Source organism: Nocardia sp. NRRL WC-3656 (assembly GCF_000720265.1).
Taxonomy (GTDB): Bacteria; Actinomycetota; Actinomycetes; order Mycobacteriales; family Mycobacteriaceae; genus Nocardia; species Nocardia nova.
The window spans coordinates 42,171-63,165 of sequence record NZ_JOJF01000003.1 but is presented as its reverse complement, the minus strand read 5'-3'; the positions used below and the strand labels follow the sequence as shown (position 1 = coordinate 63,165).

The window sequence follows — 20,995 nt, the reverse complement described above, 5'->3', positions numbered from 1 at the left end:
ACGCCGAGGCCGAAACCGGCCGGCCGGCCACCAACGGACATGCCGTATCCGCCGGTCGCCACACGCCCGCGGCCACCGCGGTGATGCCCGCGACGGCTCCGCCCGCCCGGTCGCAGCGTTCGATCACCGGACGCGTGCTGCGCACCGACGGTCATCCGCTCGACGGTGTGGCGCTGACGCTCATCGATCAGCAGGGACATCAGGTCTCGCGGGCCACCGGTGATCCGCAGGGCGGGTACGTGATCGATCCGCCGGCCCCCGGCAGCTACGTGCTGATCGTGTCGGCCCGCGGGCAGCAGCCGACCGCGGTCACCGTCTCGGTCGACGGCCGCCCGCAACGCCTCGACGTCACACTGCACGGTTCGGGTGAGTTGTCCGGCTTCGTCCGCGCGGCGGGCCGGGCGGTTCCCGACGCGACCGTCACTCTCACCGATCTGCGTGGCCAGGTCGTCGGCGCGGCGGTCACCGATGCCGACGGCGGATACCTGTGCTCGGGTGTCGTGGGCGGCACCTACACACTCGTCGCGGTGGCCGCGCATCTGCGCCCGGCCGCCATGACTCTGACCGTGCCCGACAGCGGCGTCCTGCACCACGATGTGGAACTGACCCCGCTGGCCGTGCTCACCGGCGCGGTCCGGGCCGGCGACCGGGCGGTGCCCGACGCCCTGGTCACGGTGCTCGACGAGACCGGCGCGGTACTCGGCACCGCCCGCACCGACGGCGACGGCCGCTACACGGTGACCGACCTGACCGAAGGCACCCACACCGTGGTGGTTCGCGGCTACCCGCCGCGCGAGGGCCGGGTCGAGGTCGCCGGCGGCGCCGTCGAACACGATGTGCGGCTCGGCTACGACCTGCCCTCCGGCAGCGACGCCGCCGAACCGGACCCCTCGGAACCGGCATACGACCGGGACTGACCGAGATCGGCCGAGATCGTCGGCCTCCGCGTGGCTCCAGCACAGTGCGGTGCTGGGGCCACGTGTGTTTCGGCGCGAGGAGGCGACACGGCAGGGATGCCGATCGCCATCTCTCTCCGAAATGGCTTGCGTAGAAACATGATTCGCCGAAGATTGCGGGCTGGACGCGACATCGGCGCGGCACTGCGGATGCACGGGACAGCGGCCGCCTCGGGTCGACATTTCCCACCCACGCCATCAGCGAAGAAGAGGGCATCCGGCGGCGATGAAAGTGCCCTGAACGCCTGTCCCCGTTGATCTTCGGCGCACTCCGCGGGGCGCCGAAAAATGGCCGCTACCTGCGCAGAACGATTTCCGCCTCAGCAAACTCGACCGGACACCCGGCCGCCGGTGCCGCAGCCGCTGCTTGTCACGGCACGAAAAACGCCGTTAAGCTCGAGTTTGCCAGAAAGATGCTGAGACTGAAGCTCCCTGGCCACCGAGTTCGCCCGCGTGTAGTCGACTCGAGGATGGACCGACATGACCTTCCTTGCCCTCGGATATCTGCGCAGAGATGTCTCGCGACGGCACCAGCATTGGGACGAGTCCCAAATCCGATGGCTGGCAGGGCGTCTGGGCTACAACCTGTGCAAGACCGTGGCACTGAGCAACCGCACCATCGATCCGATCCAGCAGTTGATCGACGCGGCGGTGCGCCTCGATGCCGAGGCCGTGGTCGTTCCGAGCCTCGACCACTTCGCCGACCGGGTTATCCCCGCCGACCTCCTCGCGATCACCGACGTCATCACGGTGACCCCCGAACACACCTATGCGCGCTGGGCCGGCGGCGAACTGCCCGAATTGCACGGCATTTGATCGGCCCGGAAAAACCCTGGTGCGCAATCCGTCCGGCTTCCGTCCATCGGAGTGCGGGCGAATTGCGCCACCGGGATTGGCCGGCGGAATCAGCTGCCGGTGATCTGCTCGTAGTAGAAGAAGTGGTGGCCCTTCGCATCACAGGAGAAGCTGCCGTGGAACCCGACCGCACACGTCGACCCGGCGTGGGAGACCGCGGGTCCGGCCGTCGGCCCGGACCCGGCGCTCTGGCCGTAGGTCGAGATGTCCGGATTGCCGCCGGGCAGGGTATGCGGAGTCCCGGCATCGAACCCCGGATGCGCGGGCGCCCACGGCACGTCGATGACGACCTCGCGGACCGGGAAGGGCACCGGCACCGATACATTGCCGCCGAGCTGGATGGACATCCACGTCGGATCGGCGAGGTCGCATCCCACGCTGCCGTCGTCGGCGATAGAGCAGTTCAACCTCCCGGCGGAGAAGTACACGGGCCCGGGAGTGTCGGCGCCGGCCACGCCGCCGAACGCCAGCGGCGCCGCCGCACCGGCCATCGCCAACGTACGCACGATCCATCGTTTCACGCTGCCTCCTTGGGTGTGATCATGTTCCTGACGTACCCATCGCCCCACCGCCACAACCCATTACGGCGCGCCGCGACCGTCCGGACCGGCTACCGGACCCGATCCACCTGTGTCAGGTACTCGTCGAGGCGAGCCGCGCCGGTCACGAGATGTCGACTGCGGGTGATCAGGCGATCCTGCCACGCATCGAGAAAGGTACTCAGCGCCTGCGCGCCGCCCGCCGCGCGCAACGACTCCAGGAACTGCGCGACCTGCGGGAGCAGATAGCCGCCGCGACGCAGTTGCCTGGCGATTTCGGCGTCGCGCACGCAGTCCGGGCCGTATCGGCGATAGCCCGTCACGCGGTCGCGTTCGGGGCGCAGGATGCCGTGAGTTTCCCAGGTACGCAAGGTGGCCGGGTGTACCCCGAGCCGGCGCGCGAGCTCGCCGACGGTCAGGGGCGGGCCGGCAACCGGTGTGGGCGCGGCGGACAGGCCGCTCAAGGCCGCGGCGACTTCGGTGCGAGTGCCGCGTTCGGTCAGCAGCGCGACATGTGCGGCGTCGATGAGCCGGTAGGCCGATTCGAGGTCGCCGCGATGGATCGAACGCATGATCTCCGCGGCCTGCCGATGTCCGTGCCCGGCGCGAAGGGCGAGGAATGCGCTCAGCGCCAGCGCGTGCAGCGCGGTGTAGCGGCGATACCCGGTGTCGGTGCGCTCGGCCGGCGGCAGGATGCCCGCCTCGTCGTAATTGCGGATCGCCTGAGCGGACAATCCGTGTCCGCGGGCGAGATCGACGGGTCGCAGGATGTACCTCCGTTTGAGACTTCTACGGGTGTTTTCCAGGTCGCTTCGGCAGAAGTTTCACTCGAACCTTCAACGATAGTGTCGAAGGTATTCGCTGCCGGAAAGGGGTATCCATGTCCACTGCCACCACACTGCGTGCCATCGGCCGCCCGCTCGGCGACCCGGTGAACCTGGGCCGCACCCTCGACGAACTGCTCGCCGCGCGCCCTGAGGCCCCGGCCCTGCTCGGCCTCGGCGAGCCGACACACGGCATCGCGGCATTTCCGTTGCTGCGCAACGATATTCTGGCCCACCTCGTGCAGCGGGGATTCCGGTCGATCGCGCTCGAGATCGACTTCTTCGCCGCCACCCGCGTCGACGACTACGTCCGCGGCGCCACCGCGGATATCGACGAGGTCCTCGCCACCGGGTTCAGCCACGGCTTCGGCGCGATACCGGGCAATCGCGAACTCGTCGAATGGCTGCGCGCCTACAACACCGGCCGGTCGCCGGAGGCTCGCGTGCACTGCTACGGATTCGACGCACCGGTGGAGATCTCCGCGGCACCGAGTCCGCGACATGCGCTGGCCGCGGTCGCCGACTCTCTGCCCGCGGCGCTGCGACCGGCGTCGGCAGCCGACCTCGACGCCCTGGCCGGTGCGGATGCCGACTGGACGAACGAGGCGGCCATGTTCGACCCGGCCGCCTCCATCGGCGATTCCGACCGGGCCCGCGCCCTGCGCATCGTCGCCGACGACCTCGCCAGTGCCCTGCACCGCGCGGGTCCGGGGCTGCGGCCCGCCGATCCGTCCGGCTACGACCGGGCTGCCGACCATGCCCGCACCGCACAGGGTCTGCTGCGTTATCACGCGGCCATGGCGACCCCATCCACCGATCGCCTCGGCGACCTGCTGAGCCTGCGCGCCGAGATGATGGCCGCGAATCTGCTGACGATCGTCGAGCGGGAGCGGCATCGCGGGCCGAGTCTCGTCTTCGCGCACAATGCCCACCTCCAGCGCGCGCACTCCCCCGGTGAGGAGGCGCCCGGCTGGGGCGGAGCCGGAGCCCTCGTCGCCCTCAGCCTGGGAGCCCGCTACACGGTCGTGACGACCGACGGCGCCCCCGCCGCCGATCCGGCCACCCTTCAGGGCGTGCTGGCAGAGGCCACGACGCGCCGAACCCTTTTTCCCACAGGCGAATTGCGCGAGCACCTGCCCGCCGCGATCGCCACGGGCGAACCGATCGTCCTCGGCCACATCCCGCTGCGCCGGGCGGATCTCGACACCGCCGACGCCACCGTCTTCATCACCGACACCGACGGGAAGCAGGTCCGCTACTGGTAGCGGAACCTTCGGGTTCGAATCCGAACCGCAGGCCACCCCGGCGCGGGACCGATACCATCGAGCGAATGTTGTCGCCGTAATCGTCGCGCGGGACGGAGGGGCCTGCCATGACATCGCCACCGGGACCGGGAATCGATGAGCTGCACCGCAGCGTCGTGGCGATGGTGGACGGGTTCTACGCAGTGGTGCCACCGTATCCGCGGCTGCCGGAATCGTTGGTGGCCGCGGATTTCGCGCACGGGGTGAAACTCAACGTCGACCTGTTCTTCCGCTATCTGCGCACCGGGATCGAACCCGGCGAGGACGACACCGCCGATATGGTGCGGCTCGCGGTCGAACGCGTCCGCGACGGTGCGGCGGTCACCGATGTCCTGGACCGCTACCGGCTCGGGGCGGCGTTGGTCTGGGATCGCCTGCTCGACTCGGCGACGGCGAGCGACCGCGAACTGCTGCTCGGGGCGGCCGCGCCGCTGATGCGCTATCTCGGCCTGCTCACCCAGCGCATCGTGGCGGCCGCGGCCGACCGCGCGCACGATCCCCACTATGAGCTCATGGAACACCGGCGCGCGGTGACCGACGCTCTGCTCACCGGGCGTGATCCGCAGCAATGGCCCGGGCGGACCACCGTCCGGCTCGCCGAGCGCTACCTGATCACGGTGTTCCGGCTGGGCTCCGATATCGGTGATACGGCGGCCGATCTGCGCCACCGGGTCGAATCGATGCCGGGAGTTCTTCTGCGAATGGACATGTCGGGCTGGGTCGCGCTGATGCCGCTGCCGCCGGGCGACGACGGCCGCGACACGACGGCGCTGCTGCGCACCCGCCTGTCCCGGAGGACACCGGCGTACTGGGTGGGCATTGCGACCGCGGCCCGGCCCGACATACCGTCGGGCTACGCCGAGGCCCGGATCCTCGCCGAACTCTGACGCTGCCTCGACCGTGACGAAAACATCTGCCGCAGAAGTGATCTGCAGTTCGAATACACCGTCGCCGCCGGCGATGCCGCGCGGCCCGGGCTGGCGGCGGTGCTGGAACCACTCGACACCCAGCCCGTCCTGGCGCGGACGCTCGAGCTGTTTCTGGCGACCGGCCTCAACCAGCTGGCCACCGCGCGCCGCCTCGACATCCACCGCAACACCGTCAACTATCGCCTGTGCCGGGTCCGGGATCTCATCGGGCTGGACCCGCAGAACCCCACCGAGGCGATGACCGTGGCCGCGGCCGTCACCGCACAGCGGCTGCAGGCACACCACTTCGCGCCCTGAGCGCGTTTGGGCACTTTTCCAAACGGCGCCGCGCATGAGACCGCACGCCGAGAGCCCCACACCCCGGCCCCTGCTGTCGTATCAGTTCGCCGAGGACTCGCTCGGACAGTACTGCCGCCCTTCGTATCTGAGCCAGGTGGGCTCGCTCGGCCCGCTCGCCGGCTCCGCCGAAACCAGCAGCCTTTTCGCGGTCCCGATCGCCGCCGCGCAGATGGGATGGGCGGTGGTCGTCACCGACACCGAGGGCGCCGACCAGGCCTTCGGCGCGGGTCCGCTCGAAGGCCGGGTCACGCTCGACGGTATCCGCGCCGCGGAGAATTTCGCCCCGATGGGCCTGGACGGACCGCGGACCCAGGTGGGGATGATGGGCTATTCCGGCGGCGCGCTGGCCACCGGGCACGCCGCCGAACTGCATCGCGACTACGCCCCGGAGCTGACCATCGCCGGCGCCGCCGAAGGCGGTATTCCCGCCGATGTCGGCGCGGCGCTGAAGATGGCGAGCACCAACGCCGGCGCGGGCATCGTCTTCGCCGGCGCGGTGGGGGCGAGCCGCGAATATCCCGAACTGGCAGACCTTTTCGACAAGTACCTCACACCCCTCGGCCGGGCGATCGTGGCCGCCGAACAGAACCTCTGCCAGGTTCCGACGTCCCTGGTCGTGCCGTTCGTCGACTACGACAGCCTCTTCACGATCCCGCACCCGCTCGACGATCCGCGCGCGGTGGCGGTGATGAACGAGATCAAGATGGGCCACCACGTGCCCGATATGCCGATGTTCATGCTGCACGCCAACCCCGACTGGCTGCTCCCCGTCGGACCGGTCAACGATCTGGTCGCAACCTATTGCGCCGACCCCGCCGCCCGCATCCGGTATCTGCGCGACCATTTCAGCGAACACCTCACCCTCGACACGTTCGCGATCCCGCTGATGATCAAATTTCTCGCCGACCGCTTCGCCGGCATCCCCGCCCCGGAAGGCTGCGCCACCGAGGACGCCGGATCCGTGCTCCTCGCACCGGAACTCTGGACCACCCTCCTCCCCCAGATCGCCCCCTTCATGCTGAACCTGTTCGGCAAACCCGTCCGTCGGTAGGGAATAGCAGGATCACACCACGGGGACGACCGCCGGAGCGCTCAGGACAGGATCGAGTGGACGTGGCGGTCCTGGAGGGCGTCGTGGGTGTGGGCGGCGAGCCAGGCGGCGAAATCCGTGTGGGCCGAGGATGTTTGGTCGAAGAAGCCGGCGCTGACGAGGGTGTCGTCGCGCTCGATGACGACGTCGATCGTTTCCCCGCGCTGGGTGACCGCGAAGGCCGCCGCGGGGGTGCGGAGTAGGCGATGACGGCGTCCCGCGTCCGAGGGGCGGATATCGCTGAGCGTCGCCGCGACGATGTCGACGACGTTGTCGTGCCGGCGACGCAGGCGGCGCGGCACATCGGTGACGACCGTGTGCACGGCGAGAATCAGCTCGGCGAGATCGTCGAAATCCACCGTGACCGTGGGTACATGGCGCGGTTCGGCCGTCACGACAACCACGCCTCCTTCCTCGAACCTGGGGCGCTGCCATCCCATACCGCTCAGTCTGCCCCGCCGCGGCGAGTGCGTCAGTCGGCGTTTCGCACGACAACTGGTCAATTGTCCGTGAATGCCCGAGCGGCCGGACGTAATGAATTACCCCGGCGGAGTGAATAACAATCATCATTCGTCGGCGGATTCGCGCGCCGAGACCGGCACAGCCGGGCGCGGGTCGGCAACAGGAGGGGGCATGATGCAGGAGAATGTCGCGGCCGGGGCCCCCTATCGCATCGGTGTCGTCGAGGATCACCAGGTCACCATCGCCGGTCTGCGCCAGATACTCGCCGGTGAGCCCACCGTGACCATCGCGGCCACCGCCGCATCGGTAGCGGAATTGCTCTCCGTCACAACGGATCTGGGGCTCGTCGTCCTCGATCTGCGACTACCCGACGGTTCCTCCCCCGCCACCAATATCGAGCAACTGCGGGCCGCCGGCATCGAAACCCTCGTGTTCACCTCCGGAGACGAACCGTTCCTGGTGCGCGCCGCCGCCCGGGCCGGCGTTCTCGGAGTCGTGCGGAAATCCGAACGCGACGAGGTGGTCGCCGCCGCGGTGCGCGACGCCGCGGCCGGGCACCAGGTGCCGACGACGGAGTGGGCGGTCGCCATCGACTCCGACGAGAACTTCGCCACGGTCACCCTCAGCCCTCGCCAGCGCGACGTGCTCGCCCTGTACGCCTCGGGCGAATCGGCGGCCCGGGTCGCGCGGCTCACCGGCCTCACCGAAGACACCGTCAACGCCTATCTGGCCCGGATCCGGCAGAAGTACGCCGAGGCCGGGCGGCCGTCGCGCACCAAAACCGAACTGTTCAAACGTGCTCTGGAGGACGGGTGGCTGCCGATACCACGTCGACGCCGGTAGCTCCGGACGCCGGTCACCCCCGGACGACGGTAGGCCCGGCGGAGGACCGCATCACCCGGTTGTTCGCCCGCTTCCTCTCCTCCGGTTATGTGGCCTATCTGTTCCTGATGGCCGCGACCATCTCCAGCCAAGCCGACGATCTGGCCCTCTGGTGGACGGTGCTCGCGGTGGGCATCGTCTACGGCCCGGCGATCGTGATGGGCCTGTTCTCGTTTCATTCCGACCTCCGGTGGGTCCGCGCGACCGCCGCCGTCACCGCGCTCGGTTTCGTGGTCGCGGCCGTCCTGTGGCCCGTGGCGTGGAACGGCGAACTGCTGCAGGCCGATGCGTGGATCTCCACCATTCCCGGCCTGGCCGGACTGTCCGCGGCGCTGGTCTGGCCGGCGGGCCGGACGGTGGCCGTCCTGCTCGCGGCGGTGGTTCCGGTCCAGATCGTCAACCATGTCTGCCGCGCGCCCGGCCACAACGGCCGCTTCGTCCCGGATCTGATGTTCGCGATCAGCTTCTGCCTGCTCTTCGTCGCCGCCGGGCTGATGGCGATGCGCACCGGACGGATTCTGGACGCGACCAGGACCGAAGCCCACGAGGCCGCGGCCGCCGCCGCGGCAGCCACCGCGCGCACCGTGCAACGCGCCCGCTTCAACGCCCTGCTGCACGACTGGGTGATGTCGACATTGCTGGCGGCCGCGCGGGGAACGCAGCGGTCGGAGGTGCGCCACCAGGCCGGACTGGCGCTGGCCAAGCTCGGCGACGTGGGTTCCGAAGGCGCGCAGGGCTTTACGGCGTCGACGGCCGCCGCGCACATTCGCACCGCGGTCGCCGATGTCGACGACCGGCTGCCGGTCACGGTGAGCGAGGACGCGGCCACCGGCGACCGCTACTTCCCCGCCGAACCGATACAGATCCTCGGTGCGGCCGTCGCGGAAGCCCTGCGCAACAGCGTCATTCACGCCGGAGCACACGCCGCGCGCACGGTGAGCCTGCGATTCGCCGACGGCCGGATCGAGGTCACCGTGGCCGACGACGGCCGCGGATTCGATCCGGCGAAGGTTCCGTCGCACCGCCTCGGTCTGGCCGTCAGCATCGTGGAACGGGTGCGCCGCCTGCCCGGTGGCGACGTCGAGGTGCGGAGCCGTCCGGGCGCGGGCACCCGGATTCACCTGTCCTGGCAGGCGGACGAGCGATGAGCGCCGCCACCGGTCCGGTGCGCGATGCTCGCACCCTGCTCGGCATGGACACCCGGCCGGCCTGGCTGATCGCGGCCTTCTACCTGATTTCGGAAGCGGCACTGAGCCTTTCGTCCGCACAACAGACCCGCCACCTGTGGCCGGTACCGACCGGATTGGCCATCACCGTCGCGGCGACCGCGGCACTGTTGCGCATCCGCCCCGATCCGCTGCCCCTGCCCGCCACCGCCGCGCTGGCCGCCTCGATTCCGGCGACAGCCGCTCTGACCCTGTTCAACCTGCCGATACCCCCGACCTCGGTCGCGCAACTGTGGTCGTTCGGGGCCGGCACCGTGACCGCGACCTTCATGTGCGTGCGCGGACGCACGGGAGCCGCGTGGGCCGGTCTGCTGTCGCTGATCGCCACCTCCGCCGTGTGGTCGTGGCAGAGCGGACAGGGATTCGGTCACGGCGTGGCGATTTCGGTGATCAACCTGGGCCCGCTGATGATGGCGACCTTCTTCGCCTACACCCTGCGCCCGGCGGCCCGGGCCATTTTCCGGCTGCGGGAGGAGTCGACGCGGCAGGTGGGCTCCGAAGCCGCCGCGGCCGCCGCACTCGACGAACGACGAGCCCAGATCCAGCGCCTGGACGATATGGTCCGCCCCATCCTCGAACGAATCGCGGGCCCCCAGCCCCTCGACGAGCGCACCCGCGAGGATTGCCGGCTGATCGAGGCACATCTGCGCGATACGCTGCGAGCCCCCGCACTCGCCGCCGAACCGGTCACGACAGCGGCGCGCCACGCGCGGTTGCGCGGCGTCGACGTCGTCCTGATCGACGACCACGGCCTCGACGACCTTCCCGCCGCCACCCGCCGACGGGTACTCGGTACCGTCGCCGCGGCGCTGACCACCGCGTCCGCCGGGACGGCTCACGTTCGAATCCTGCCGCCGCACAGGGCGATTCTGGCCACCATCGTCGTCAACGATCCCCGCTCCGGCATCCGCCGGATCGAGATCGACACCCCGGCACGCCCGGCGCTGCGGCCCGATCCGTAACCGCGACCTCAGATGTCGTCGAGGTTCAGATACCCGTCCTGCAGGGCGCGTGCCAGCAGCGCGGCCTTCGTCGGCGCCGGCCGACCGGCCGCGCGGTACTTCTCCCGGATCCGGGCGAGGTGCGTGTTGACCGTTCCGGGCGCGATGAACAGTGTGCGGCAGACCTCGCCTTTGGTCTCCCCGAGGATCCACGCGAGCAGTACTTCCACTTCTCTGGCACTGAGCTGCGGCCGTGGTTCCGGAGCAGCGGCGGGCGCTGTGCGATCGGCGATCGCGTGGGCGAGACAGGCCGGAACCGGCGACAATTCGGACACGATGTCTTCCTGTTCTGCAGAAGCCGACGGCGTCGCCGTCCCCGGCGACGTGTGCGTGGAAACGCTACGCAGTTGCCGGGCCGCCCGGCAGGTTCCAGTTGCTTGACCCGAGAACTGGGGTCACCGTTCGCTCGGAAAACGAAGGGACTCACCGCGTCGATCCGCCACACTCGACGGATGACCGTCGCCGCGCAACGCTCCGCCGCCTCTCGCCTCCCGAGCCGACAACTCCGGCGGGCCTGTCTGCCGGTCATCGTGGGCGTGGCTCTCGCCTTATCGACCGGATGTGGCAATGGGCCCGAAAACGCCTCCGCCACTGCAAGTTCCGCTACCGCGGCGGCAGTGTCGCCGACGCGGGTGGCGCCCACCACGCAGGGAACCGTTTCCCCCGTCACGACGCCCGGTTCGGCGGACTGCGCGACCGACCTCTCGGCGCCGGAGATTCGCCGGGCCGTAGCCACCCTGCCGCCCTACGACGCCGGTGGCGGTGACACCTGGGCATGGAACGACGACCCGCCCGCACTGCGCGGCACCTACAACCGGTGTTCGACACTGTCGGTCGTGGTGGTCACGATTCAGCGCGCCACCGCGAGCTCACCGGAGCACGCGCTGCTGTTCCACAAGGGCGACTACGTCGGCACCGCCACACCGAAAGCCCAGGCGTTCACCACGATCGACACCGGAGCCGGTACCGACGACACCGTCGTATTGACCTACAAGACCCCCGGCAGCTGCAACGCCTGCCCCGACGGGACCTCGACGACGGTGTCGTTCCACTGGAACGGCTCGGGCGTGGACATGCAGGGGCGTCCGCCGATCAACTGATCGCCGGATTCCGGACCGGCCGCCGGGCGTTCAGACGGACGAAACCTGTTTCGCCAGATCGAATTTCATGAACACATCGGCACGATCGTAGGGAATGGGCCGCAGCTGCTCCGGCGGCACATGGACAAATCCCACCGATTCGTACAGGTGCACGGCGTCGGCCAGGCGCCCGTTGCTCGCCAGGAACAGCGAGGTCGCGCCGCATGCGCGAGCGTGGTCGATGGCGGCGTTCAGCAGCAGACGGCCGATGCCCCGGCCCCGGACCCGCGGCGCGACCGCCATCTTCGAGATTTCGAAGACGCCCGGACCCTCCGCGACCAGCGCGACGCACCCGACGCGGTCGTCACCGTCGCGCGCGATCAGCACCTGCCCGCCGCCGGCCACGATCCGCTGCGGATTGCCGAGCGTGGCGAGGTCGGCCGGTTCGACGCCGAACAGAGCGGTGATCCATTCCAGATTGAGTTCTTCGAAGGCGGCGGCGTCGGCCGGCCCGGACATCGGTTCGACGAGAATCACGTCACCAGGATGCGCGCCGGAACCCATAGCGTCCAATATTCGATAGCTCCGATTGATACCGTGAACTTATGGATGGCGGCCTGTGGACGGAGTAGAGCTGCGGCACCTTCGCTACTTCCTGGCGGTCGCGGAGGAATTGCATTTCGGCCGTGCCGCGGCCCGGCTGCACATCGCCCAGCCCGCCCTGACCCAGCAGATCCGGCGGCTCGAGACGCTGCTCGGCGCCCGCCTGTTCGATCGCACCTCGCGCACGGTGGCCCTGACTCCCGCCGGCGCCGTCCTGCGTGATCGCGCCGAGGCCCTGCTCGGGCACGCACAACGCGATCTGGCCGAGGTCGCGCGGATCGGGCAGGGCGGGCAGGGGACGCTCTACCTGGGCTTCGTGCCGTCGGTACTGCCGCTCGAGCCCCTGCGCGGGGTGCGCGCGTTTCGCGACCGCTATCCGCTCGTCGAGGTCGACCTGGTCGAGGGGTTCACGAGCCACCTGATGGAGCGGCTCGCCAACGGCGCCCTGGACCTCGCGATCGTGCGCGATCCCGACCCACGGCCGGGCACCACCATCACACCACTCATGACCGAGCCGTTCGTCGCGGTGGTGCCCGACGACCATCCGCTGGCCGGGCGCGATTCCGTCACCGGGGCCGAGCTGGTCGATCACCCGATGGTCTTCTTCCCGCGCGCCGCCGGCTCCCTGGCCCACGACCGGAACCTGGCTCCCCTGCTGCGATCGGGCCGCCGCCCGCGCATCGTGCAGGAGGCCACCAACTGGACCATCATTCTCTATCTGGTGGCCGCGGGCCTCGGCATCACGGTCGCGCCGCGCAGCGCCACCTTCACGGCGCCGGCTTCGGCGCGGATCATCCCGCTGACCGAAACCGACGCGGACACAACCATTTACACCGCGCACCGCACCGGCGACGAACGAGCGCTGGTCCACAATCTGCTCGCCCTGTTGCCCGGCGCCGCCGCAGCGTGAGCGCACCCGTCAGGACAGCAGTTTGCGCACGATCTTGTTGCCGAACCCGTAGCGGATGAGACCGTCGAGGTTGCGAATGGTCTTCTCCGAGTAGGGGTACCAGATGCTTTCCTGCTTGGACTGCCAGCGGTCGATCAGGACCGGCTGGGCATGGGTGAAGCTGCGCAGCGCGCCCGGGCCGTTGACCTGGCCGACGCCGCTGTCCTTGCGCCCGCCGAAGGGCGCCTCGGGCACACCGTAGATGACGGCCGCGTCGTTGTGCACGACCGAACCCGTGGTGAGCTGGGCCGCGATGCGCCGGGCCTTGGCGGCGTCCTTGGTGAACACCGAGCCGCTGAGCCCGTATTTGCAGTCGTTGGCCAGCCGGATGGCCTCGTCCTCGTCACGGACCCGCATGATGGTGGTGATCGGACCGAACGTCTCCTCGGTCATCAAGTCCATGTCGTGGTGCGCGCCGACGACGACGGTGGGCTGGAAGTACAGGCCCTCGCCGGTGTCGGCCGCGCCGCCCACCACGATGTCGGCGCCCTTGGCCTTCGCGTCGTCGATGTGCCGGATCACGATGTCGCGCTGGCGATCCCAGAACAACGGGCCCATATCGGTGTCGCCGGGACCATAGGTGACCCCCGCCGCCTTCTCGGTGACCAGCCGGATGAACTCGTCCGCGACGCTGTCGACCACGTAGATGCGTTCCACGCTCATGCAGACCTGGCCGGTGTTGAACATCGACAGATACACCGCGCCGGCGGCGGCGCGCTCGAGATCGGCGTCCGCGCAGACGATCATGGCGTCCTTGCCGCCCAGTTCCAGGGTGCACGGCAGCAACCGGGTCGCGCAGGCGGCCGCGATCTTGCGGCCGGTGCCGACACTGCCGGTGAAGCACACCTTGTCGATATCCGAATCGACCAGTGCCGCACCGGTTTCGCCGTCGCCGTGCAGCACCTGCACGACATCCTCGGGCACCCCCGCCTCGTGCAGCACCCGCGCCACCCATTCCCCCGAACGCGGCGTCACCTCGGACGGTTTGAACACCACGGTGTTGCCGGCGACCAGCGCCTGCACCACCGGATTGAGCGACAGCACGAACGGCGCGTTCCACGGCGTCACGACGCCGATCACGCCGAGCGGCTGATACTGCATGTACAGCTTCTTCATCGGTTTCAGATAACCGTGCAGCCGCTGCCGGTGCGAGCGCAGATCACGCCGGGCGCGCGCGGTCCAGTAGTTGAGGAAGTCGCAGGCGGGCACGATCTCGACGCCGAGCGCCTCGGCCTCCGGCTTACCGGTCTCGGTGCGGATGGTCTCGGCGATCTCCGCGCGCCGGGCGACGATCACACCGATGGCGGCGCGCACGATCTCGGCGCGCTCAGCGATGCTGCGGGCGGCCCAGGCGGGCTGGGCGGCGCGGGCGCGCGCGACCGCGCTCTGCACCTCGGCGGTGGTGTCCACCTCGAGTTCGCCGATGCGCCGGCGATCCACCGGACTGTCCAGCGCCAGCGTGCGCCGGTCACCCTCGGTCGTCGGCAGTGGGTGGACGATGGCCATGGTCTTCCCCTCGGTCGGAGCTGGCGTTCCAGTGCGATTTCGGTTGTGACACAAGGTTTGCCGCAACCGAATCGACGGCACGGCGAAACCCTCGTGAACTAGTAGACAACTTACCAAAACTGTCTACCCATTGCGAGAACTTGTTCTAGATTTCCACCGGACAGACATCCGCGGACCGCTCCCGCTCGCTACCGATAGCCTCGCTTCAGCAGGTATTTCGCGCCCGCGTCGAAACCGTCCGGACCCAGGACGTCGAATCCGAAGGCGTCGGCGAGCCGGTTGGTCGTGTTGAAGGCGGCGCAGACGGCCAAGGCGTCCTCGACCTGTTGTGGCGACACTCCGGCGGACAGGACCTTTCGGACGTCGTCGGCATCGACCTCCCCGTCGCGGGTCAGCTTGCCCAGGAGCAGCAGCGTCGCGCGCAGGCCCGCGTCGATCGACGCGGAGTCCGGATCATCGAGCACCGCACGAACTTTCGCCTCGTCGGCATACGCGCGCCTCGCGGTCGCGCTGTGGGCACCGATGCAGAACGCGGAGTCGTTGACCTTCGACACGTACGCGGCCATCAGCTCCCGGTCTGCGACCGACCATTCGGAGGGTCCGCGCATCGCCGCGTGGGTGAACGCCTTCGCCCGCGTGCCGTAGAAATCCGGTCGATAGAACACCAGCTTCGCGGCATCGGGCAGCGGCTGACCGGAGAACACTCGGATCGCCTTGAACAGGAGTTTGGTACCGGGGCGATAGCCGTGGTTCAGGACGTCCGGCCGCATCAGCCACGCTCCCCGGTCGCTTCGGCCAGCGCCGCGAGCCCGGCGTCGTACTGCCGTGCGGACTGCCCGACCGCGGCGGCGATGACCAGTTCGACGAGTTCGTCATCGCCGAATCCCGATGCCCGCGCCGCCGCGAAGTCGGCATCGGTCACCTCGGTCGGGCGGGTCGCGACCTTGTCGACGAGTTCACGCAGCGGAGGCGGTCCGGCGTTTCCGAAGGCTTGCGCCCGCTGCTCCCGCGGGGTGCTGCCGTCGCCGTCGCGAATCCGCTCCACCAGAGCCCGGAACACCTCGCGCTTGCCCTGCGCCATCTCGCCTCCTCGCAGCCGGTTCCGTGTCATGGACGCGAGCCGTGACGGGCAGGCGCCACGGACACGAATGTACGCCCAGGGAGCCGGTTCGCAGGCTCGACCGGCAGAACAGGCTCGCGAATTCCGCACCAAACTAGTTGGACGTCCTATAATCTCCGGCCTATGAGTCTCGATCCCCGCACGCACACCATCGACGGCGTGCTGCACCGTTCGGCGGCGAAGGTCCCGGGCCGCACCGCGCTGACATTCGAAGGCCGGGCCTACACCTACCGGGAACTCGACGCCGCGATCACCCGGGTGGCGGCCCATCTGCTCGACCTCGGCCTGGCCGCGGGCGATCGGGTCGCCGCCTACGGCACCAATTCCGACGCGTACGTGATCGGCTTCCTGGCCTGCGCGCGGGCAGGCCTGGTGCACGTACCGGTGAACTACGCCCTGAAGGGCGGGGAGCTGAGCTACCTGGTCTCCCAGTCGGGCGCGCGGGCCGTCCTGGCCGATCCCGCGCTGATCGGCACGCTCGATCAGGTGCGGGGCGAACTCACCGCGGTCGACTACGTGGTACCCCTGCGCGATGCCGACGGATCGCTGCGGGAGGTCGCCGACGCCGCGGACGAGGTCTCGGACTTCTCGTCCCGGGCGTCCGCCACCGATCTGGCCCAACTGCTCTACACCTCGGGCACGACGTCGAAACCCAAGGGCGCCATGATGACTCATGAGGCGCTCGTCTTCGAGTACGTCTCGTCGGTGATCGCGCTGGACCTGCGTGCGGACGACAATCCGCTCGTCGCCATGCCGCTGTACCACTCGGCGGGCATGCACGTGTTCATGCTGCCCTACCTGGCGGTCGGCGCGACCGTGCACCTCATGGCCACCCCGGATATCCCGGAGATTCTGCGCCGGGTCGAACAGGACCGGATCGGTTCGCTGTTCCTCGCCCCGACCGTCTGGGTGCCGCTGTCCAACCACCCCGACCTCGACCGCCGCGACCTGTCCTCGCTGCGCAAGGCCCAGTACGGCGCCTCGATCATGCCGGTGACCGTGCTGAACAGGCTGCGGGAACGCTATCCCGACCTCGGCTTCTACAACTGCTTCGGACAGTCGGAGATCGGGCCGCTGGCCACGGTGCTGCGCCCGGAGGAACATGCCGAGCGGCCGTCGTCGTGCGGGCGGCCGGTGTTCTTCGTGGAAACCCGTGTGGTCGACCCCGACGGCAACGATGTCGGCCCCGGCGAGCCGGGGGAGGTCCTCTATCGCTCGCCACAGCTGTGCCGGGGGTACTGGGACAATCCCGAGGCGACCGCGGAGGCCTTCCGCGACGGGTGGTTCCACTCCGGCGACCTGGTGACGCGGGATGCCGACGGGTACATCACCGTCGTCGACCGGATCAGGGACGTCATCAACACCGGCGGTATCCTCGTCGCCTCCCGCGAGGTCGAAGACGCCCTCTACACCCATCCCGCCGTGGCCGAGGTGGCGGTCATCGGCACCCCGGACGAGAAGTGGATCGAGGCCGTCACCGCTGTCGTGGTGCTCCACGAGGGCCGCGAGACGACGGCCGATGCGCTGATCGCGCACGTCAAGGAGCTGATCGCACCCTTCAAGGTGCCCAAGAACATTCGCTTCGCCGAGTCGCTGCCCCGCAACCAGAGCGGAAAACTACTCAAACGCGAACTGCGCGAACCACTTACGACGGCGGATTGACCGGACCGGCGGTCATTACAGGGCTCGTCACCACGGGCCGATGACGTGCTCGAGCAGGGCGAGCGCGAACGCGCCCAGCACCGCCAGCCCGAACCCCGCCGCGAAGGTGAGCGCCAGCGAACGCCCGAGCCGCCGGCCGTGCGCGCGCACGATCATCAACCCCGCCGCACCACCGAGCACGGCCAGCAACATGCCGCCGCCCATCACGAGATAGAACACCGCGGCCAGCGCGGCGTTCACCGCCTCGCGAAGTCCTTCCGCGTACTCACCGAACGGAATCGGGAACCGATACACGCTCGCCACCACCGCCGCGGCGAGCGGTGCGGTGAGCACGGCCACCAGCGCACCCCACAGCACACCGACCCACAGGGCCACCCCGGTCACGCCGCGCGGCTCCCCCGCCGGACCGCCGTCCCCGAACCCCATAACCTGACCTCGCGTTCCACCTGTCGCCGGGCACTCACGCACGCGCCGGGCCCGAATGCCCGGCTCTGCCAGAGCAAACCAGACGAACGCGCCGCACCGCCAGGTGGGCAGGTCACCGATGTCCTAGGGTTGTTCGCGGCGGCCCGCCTGCCCCACCCGTGCCCGACCCATGGCCGCGCCCCGCACCGGACGATCAGAAACGGGAGACTCATGGACGGCAGCCGCAACGCACTGCTCCACGGTCCCCTGTTCTCCCGGCGCAATCCGCTGGACCGCAGCAATGCCGCCAGCCGGATCAGCGCCTACGTCTACGGCAACATCCTCATCCTCGCCGCGCTGATCCCGGTGACCACCACCGAGGAGCACGTCGGAATCCTCGTCGTCGTCGGCACCGCGCTGTCCACCTTCGTCGCGCACGCCTTCGCCGAGGGCGTCGGCCAGGCCGTGCGAGAGAACCGCGCGCTCACGCCGCGGCAGCGGTGGGAGGATCTGCGCGATTCGGTGCCGATTCTCAGCTCCGCCGTGCTGCCGTCGATCATCCTGGCGGGCGCCGCCGTCGACTGGCTCGAACCCCGCACCGCACAGATCGTCGCCGAGGTGGCGATGCTCGTCCGCATCGGCGGCATCGTCTTCGTCATCGAACGGCTCAAAGGCGCCAGACCCGGCCGCTCGACCATTTTCACGGCACTCCTGCTGACCGCCGTCGCGACGACGGTGGTCGTCGTCAAGGTCGTCCTCACCCACTGACCGGGCGCGGCTACCCCGCCTCGACCGCCGCGAGCGCGCGCACATCGGCGGCATCCTGCGACCGATCCGCGAACTGCGGGTAGGTCGGGTACTCGATACCCGAGATGTACTGCACCGTCCGGACCACCTGGGACGAATAACCGAATTCGTTGTCGTACCAGCAGTACAGGATCGCGGTGTCGCCCTCGACGATGGTGGCGTTGGCGTCGATGATCGACGCCGCGCGCGAGCCGATGAAATCGCTGGACACCACGTCGGACGCGGCGATGTAGTCGAGATTGCGGCTCAGCGGGCCGGCAAGCGACACCTGCCGCAGGTACTCGAGCACCTCGGACTTCGTCGTCTCCCGTTCGAGTTGCAGGTTCAGGATGGCGACGGACACATCCGGGGTGGGGACGCGAATCGAGTTACCGGTGATCTTGGCCTTGAAGTCCGGCATCGCCTTGGCGACGGCGGAGGCGGCGCCGGTTTCGGTGAGAACCAGGTTGAACGGCGCGGAGCGGCCGCGGCGGTCCGCCTTGTGATAGTTGTCCAGCAGATTCTGATCGTTGGTGAACGAGTGCACGGTCTCCACGTGGCCGCGGGTGATGCCGAATTCGTCGTCCATGGCCTTGAGCGGCGGCACGATCGCGTTGGTGGTGCAGGAGGCGCACGAGAAGATTCGCTGCGTCAGATCGAGGTCGCGGTGGTTGACGCCGTGCACGATATTCGGGACGTCGCCCTTACCGGGCGCGGTGAGGACCACCTTCGCGATGCCGGGGCGCAGATGCTGCGACAGCCCGTCGCGATCGCGCCACTTGCCGGTGTTGTCGATCAGGATCGCGTCGTCGATTCCGTATTCGGTGTAGTCGATGGTCGTCGGATCGTCGCTGTAGATGAACTTGATGACGTTGCCGTTGGCGATGATCGTGTCGTTGTCGGCGTCGACCTTGATGGTGCCGTTGAAGTGCCCGTGCACCGAATCCCGGCGCAGCAGCGACGCGCGCTTGGCCAGATCACCGTCACCGCCGCGGCGAACCACCACCGCGCGCAGGTTCAGCCCGTTGCCGGAGCCGACCTTCTCGATGAGCAGGCGGGTGACCAGCCGGCCGATCCGGCCGAAGCCGTACAGCACGACATCGCGCGGACCCGGCGACTGCGCCTTGTTGCCGCCGATCACCTCCGCCAGAACCACCTCGGCGAACTCACGAACCGAGAGCCCGCGGTCGTCGGCGCGATAGGCCACGACCAGCTGACCGAGATCGATCTTGCACGGGCCGAGATCCAGTTCGTCCAGGACGCGCAGGAACGGCAGCGTCTCGTCCACCGACAGCTCTTCGCCCTCGATCTGGCGGGCGAACCGGTGTGTCCGCAGAATGCTGATCACCGACCGGTTCACCAGCGACCGGCTGTGCAGCAGGACCGTCACACCCTTCGCCCGATACAACGTGCCGATGATGGGGATCATCGCCTCCGCGGCGGCTTCCTGGGCGTTCCAGCGGTCAAGTTGTTCGGTAGTCAACGCAGGTCCTCGGTTTCCTCGACGGGTACGCCACGTCGATGCTAATGAGGGCCCGGATATCACCGACGGCGGATCCCCGGCGGTGAGCTTTCGAGTGGCGGCGACCACACCGCCGCCGCGGCGGTGTACCGCCGTCAGTCCCCCCGCAGCCGCGGTGGATTGCGGCGGCGGGTCTGCAACAGGTCGGTGGCACAACGGCACACCGGGTGCAGTGCGTCGGCGAGTTCTTCGCTCAGCACATTCGCGGCCGGGGTATAGATGCTCAGCACCCCGACCACCGAACCGTCGTCGTCGGACAGCGGCTGGCACTGCACCGCCTGCACTCCCCACAACCGCAGTTCCGCGCCGCACCCCGGCCAGCGCGAACTGCCCGCGAGATCGGTGATCACGATCGGCACGCCGGTCGCCGCTACCTCGCGAGCGGGGCTGTCGGGGTGGAGCAGCTGAGCCTCCTCGACCATTCGCGCGCGATGCGTCGTCGCCGCGACGATCTCGAGCACCGTTCCGCCGTGCGCGGTCACCCCGGCCATCGGTGAGCCGGGCAGGGCACGCAGCAGTGCGGCGACTCCGGCCGCCGAAACAGGCGACGCACCGGTGCGACCGGGTGGGTCACTGTGCATAACGGACCTCGATCCGACGCGATGAGTCAACAACACCGGCGACATACCGGCCCGGCAAAGCGGAGCCGAGGTATGACGACCAGTCTTCGAGTGCCCCGCTGCTCGCCGCGGCAAACCTCGTCCCGGCGAGCCCGCCGGCGCGGAGGACGAATGTTCGTCCGGTACAAGCCGTTTGCCTCATTGCGCCTCGAACGGGGAGCGCCGTTTTCACGGCGCGTCGCCGGGGTACTCATCGATAATCCGCACCGGAACGAACCTCGTCACCGTCGAGGCCCATCACCACAGGAGGTGTGCTGTATGGACGATCTCCAGCGCAGAGTGTTGACCGCGTTGACATCTGCGCGGCGCGGGCTGAAGACTGCGGACGCACGCCTG

The 20,995-nt window shown here is 69.1% G+C and carries 24 protein-coding genes; 13 read left to right on the top strand and 11 right to left on the bottom strand.

The window, feature by feature from the left end:
• The first annotated feature begins 83 nt into the window (after positions 1-83).
• Positions 84-917: a collagen binding domain-containing protein gene (locus IG65_RS38920; RefSeq protein ID WP_231509075.1), complete on the top strand. Its 834-nt coding sequence runs from the start codon at positions 84-86 to the stop codon at positions 915-917.
• A 519-nt stretch (positions 918-1,436) separates the two neighbouring features.
• Positions 1,437-1,772: a hypothetical protein gene (locus tag IG65_RS0105420; protein ID WP_030513712.1), complete on the top strand. Its 336-nt coding sequence runs from the start codon at positions 1,437-1,439 to the stop codon at positions 1,770-1,772.
• Between the two features lie 89 nt (positions 1,773-1,861).
• Here IG65_RS0105420 and IG65_RS0105415 read toward each other — a convergent pair whose 3' ends face one another.
• Both IG65_RS0105415 and IG65_RS0105410 read right to left on the bottom strand, forming a co-directional pair.
• Positions 1,862-2,332, bottom strand: coding sequence for a hypothetical protein (locus IG65_RS0105415; protein ID WP_030513711.1), 471 nt, complete (start codon positions 2,330-2,332; stop codon positions 1,862-1,864).
• Positions 2,333-2,421: 89 nt separating this feature from the next.
• Complete coding sequence (locus tag IG65_RS0105410; RefSeq protein WP_030513710.1) at positions 2,422-3,117, bottom strand: MerR family transcriptional regulator; 696 nt, start codon at positions 3,115-3,117, stop codon at positions 2,422-2,424.
• A gap of 113 nt (positions 3,118-3,230) precedes the next feature.
• Here IG65_RS0105410 and IG65_RS0105405 point away from each other — a divergent pair, with 113 nt between their 5' ends.
• The 4 genes from IG65_RS0105405 to IG65_RS0105390 all read left to right on the top strand — a co-directional run bounded on the left by IG65_RS0105405 (position 3,231) and on the right by IG65_RS0105390 (position 6,797).
• The gene (locus IG65_RS0105405) at positions 3,231-4,439 is read left to right on the top strand and encodes an erythromycin esterase family protein (RefSeq protein WP_030513709.1); all 1,209 of its coding nucleotides are present in this window, start codon (positions 3,231-3,233) and stop codon (positions 4,437-4,439) included.
• A gap of 107 nt (positions 4,440-4,546) precedes the next feature.
• On the top strand, positions 4,547-5,365 hold the full coding sequence (locus tag IG65_RS0105400; RefSeq protein ID WP_030513708.1) for a hypothetical protein: 819 nt from the start codon (positions 4,547-4,549) through the stop codon (positions 5,363-5,365).
• A 99-nt stretch (positions 5,366-5,464) separates the two neighbouring features.
• On the top strand, positions 5,465-5,704 hold the full coding sequence (locus IG65_RS0105395) for a helix-turn-helix domain-containing protein (RefSeq protein WP_030513707.1): 240 nt from the start codon (positions 5,465-5,467) through the stop codon (positions 5,702-5,704).
• 34 nt (positions 5,705-5,738) lie between these two features.
• Positions 5,739-6,797, top strand: coding sequence for a lipase family protein (locus tag IG65_RS0105390; protein ID WP_081879279.1), 1,059 nt, complete (start codon positions 5,739-5,741; stop codon positions 6,795-6,797).
• 41 nt (positions 6,798-6,838) lie between these two features.
• On the opposite strand, the gene IG65_RS0105385 is transcribed toward IG65_RS0105390, so the two are convergent.
• Positions 6,839-7,240 (bottom strand): hypothetical protein, encoded by a 402-nt coding sequence (locus IG65_RS0105385; RefSeq protein ID WP_156055496.1) that lies wholly within the window; start codon positions 7,238-7,240, stop codon positions 6,839-6,841.
• 229 nt (positions 7,241-7,469) lie between these two features.
• Here IG65_RS0105385 and IG65_RS0105380 point away from each other — a divergent pair, with 229 nt between their 5' ends.
• From IG65_RS0105380 to IG65_RS37610, 3 genes are read left to right on the top strand one after another with little or no spacing between them, the layout of a single operon-like run.
• The gene (locus IG65_RS0105380; RefSeq protein WP_231509063.1) at positions 7,470-8,141 is read left to right on the top strand and encodes a response regulator transcription factor; all 672 of its coding nucleotides are present in this window, start codon (positions 7,470-7,472) and stop codon (positions 8,139-8,141) included.
• Positions 8,111-9,328, top strand: a complete 1,218-nt coding sequence (locus tag IG65_RS0105375; protein WP_081879278.1) for a sensor histidine kinase — start codon at positions 8,111-8,113, stop codon at positions 9,326-9,328. The genes IG65_RS0105380 and IG65_RS0105375 overlap by 31 nt, the downstream gene beginning before the upstream one ends.
• Positions 9,325-10,368: a hypothetical protein gene (locus IG65_RS37610; RefSeq protein WP_030513702.1), complete on the top strand. Its 1,044-nt coding sequence runs from the start codon at positions 9,325-9,327 to the stop codon at positions 10,366-10,368. The genes IG65_RS0105375 and IG65_RS37610 overlap by 4 nt, the downstream gene beginning before the upstream one ends.
• Positions 10,369-10,376: 8 nt before the next feature.
• Here IG65_RS37610 and IG65_RS0105365 read toward each other — a convergent pair whose 3' ends face one another.
• Entirely contained in the window at positions 10,377-10,673 is a 297-nt protein-coding gene (locus tag IG65_RS0105365) for a response regulator transcription factor (RefSeq protein WP_030513701.1), read from the bottom strand.
• A gap of 351 nt (positions 10,674-11,024) precedes the next feature.
• Between IG65_RS0105365 and IG65_RS0105360 the strand changes: the two genes are divergently transcribed.
• Complete coding sequence (locus tag IG65_RS0105360; protein ID WP_051755408.1) at positions 11,025-11,507, top strand: LppP/LprE family lipoprotein; 483 nt, start codon at positions 11,025-11,027, stop codon at positions 11,505-11,507.
• A gap of 30 nt (positions 11,508-11,537) precedes the next feature.
• On the opposite strand, the gene IG65_RS0105355 is transcribed toward IG65_RS0105360, so the two are convergent.
• Positions 11,538-12,023, bottom strand: coding sequence for a GNAT family N-acetyltransferase (locus IG65_RS0105355; protein WP_231509061.1), 486 nt, complete (start codon positions 12,021-12,023; stop codon positions 11,538-11,540).
• An 82-nt stretch (positions 12,024-12,105) separates the two neighbouring features.
• Here IG65_RS0105355 and IG65_RS0105350 point away from each other — a divergent pair, with 82 nt between their 5' ends.
• Complete coding sequence (locus IG65_RS0105350) at positions 12,106-12,999, top strand: LysR family transcriptional regulator (RefSeq protein ID WP_030513698.1); 894 nt, start codon at positions 12,106-12,108, stop codon at positions 12,997-12,999.
• A gap of 9 nt (positions 13,000-13,008) precedes the next feature.
• Here IG65_RS0105350 and IG65_RS0105345 read toward each other — a convergent pair whose 3' ends face one another.
• The 3 genes from IG65_RS0105345 to IG65_RS0105335 form a co-directional block, all read right to left on the bottom strand.
• Positions 13,009-14,544 carry an aldehyde dehydrogenase family protein gene (locus IG65_RS0105345; RefSeq protein WP_030513697.1) on the bottom strand — a complete coding sequence of 512 codons (1,536 nt, stop codon included), beginning with the start codon at positions 14,542-14,544 and terminating at the stop codon, positions 13,009-13,011.
• 188 nt (positions 14,545-14,732) lie between these two features.
• Entirely contained in the window at positions 14,733-15,314 is a 582-nt protein-coding gene (locus IG65_RS0105340) for a carboxymuconolactone decarboxylase family protein (protein ID WP_030513696.1), read from the bottom strand.
• Positions 15,314-15,625 carry a hypothetical protein gene (locus tag IG65_RS0105335; protein ID WP_030513695.1) on the bottom strand — a complete coding sequence of 104 codons (312 nt, stop codon included), beginning with the start codon at positions 15,623-15,625 and terminating at the stop codon, positions 15,314-15,316. The genes IG65_RS0105340 and IG65_RS0105335 overlap by 1 nt, the downstream gene beginning before the upstream one ends.
• Positions 15,626-15,787: 162 nt before the next feature.
• Between IG65_RS0105335 and IG65_RS0105330 the strand changes: the two genes are divergently transcribed.
• Positions 15,788-17,326, top strand: a complete 1,539-nt coding sequence (locus IG65_RS0105330; protein WP_030513694.1) for an acyl-CoA synthetase — start codon at positions 15,788-15,790, stop codon at positions 17,324-17,326.
• Between the two features lie 27 nt (positions 17,327-17,353).
• On the opposite strand, the gene IG65_RS0105325 is transcribed toward IG65_RS0105330, so the two are convergent.
• Positions 17,354-17,752 carry a hypothetical protein gene (locus tag IG65_RS0105325; protein ID WP_030513693.1) on the bottom strand — a complete coding sequence of 133 codons (399 nt, stop codon included), beginning with the start codon at positions 17,750-17,752 and terminating at the stop codon, positions 17,354-17,356.
• Positions 17,753-17,962: 210 nt separating this feature from the next.
• Between IG65_RS0105325 and IG65_RS0105320 the strand changes: the two genes are divergently transcribed.
• On the top strand, positions 17,963-18,499 hold the full coding sequence (locus tag IG65_RS0105320) for a hypothetical protein (RefSeq protein WP_030513692.1): 537 nt from the start codon (positions 17,963-17,965) through the stop codon (positions 18,497-18,499).
• 10 nt (positions 18,500-18,509) lie between these two features.
• Here the strand turns inward: IG65_RS0105320 and IG65_RS0105315 are convergent, their stop codons facing one another.
• Both IG65_RS0105315 and IG65_RS0105310 read right to left on the bottom strand, forming a co-directional pair.
• Positions 18,510-19,946 (bottom strand): glyceraldehyde-3-phosphate dehydrogenase, encoded by a 1,437-nt coding sequence (locus tag IG65_RS0105315; protein ID WP_369801479.1) that lies wholly within the window; start codon positions 19,944-19,946, stop codon positions 18,510-18,512.
• A 188-nt stretch (positions 19,947-20,134) separates the two neighbouring features.
• Positions 20,135-20,620, bottom strand: a complete 486-nt coding sequence (locus tag IG65_RS0105310) for a GAF domain-containing protein (RefSeq protein WP_030513690.1) — start codon at positions 20,618-20,620, stop codon at positions 20,135-20,137.
• Positions 20,621-20,995 lie beyond the last annotated feature (375 nt).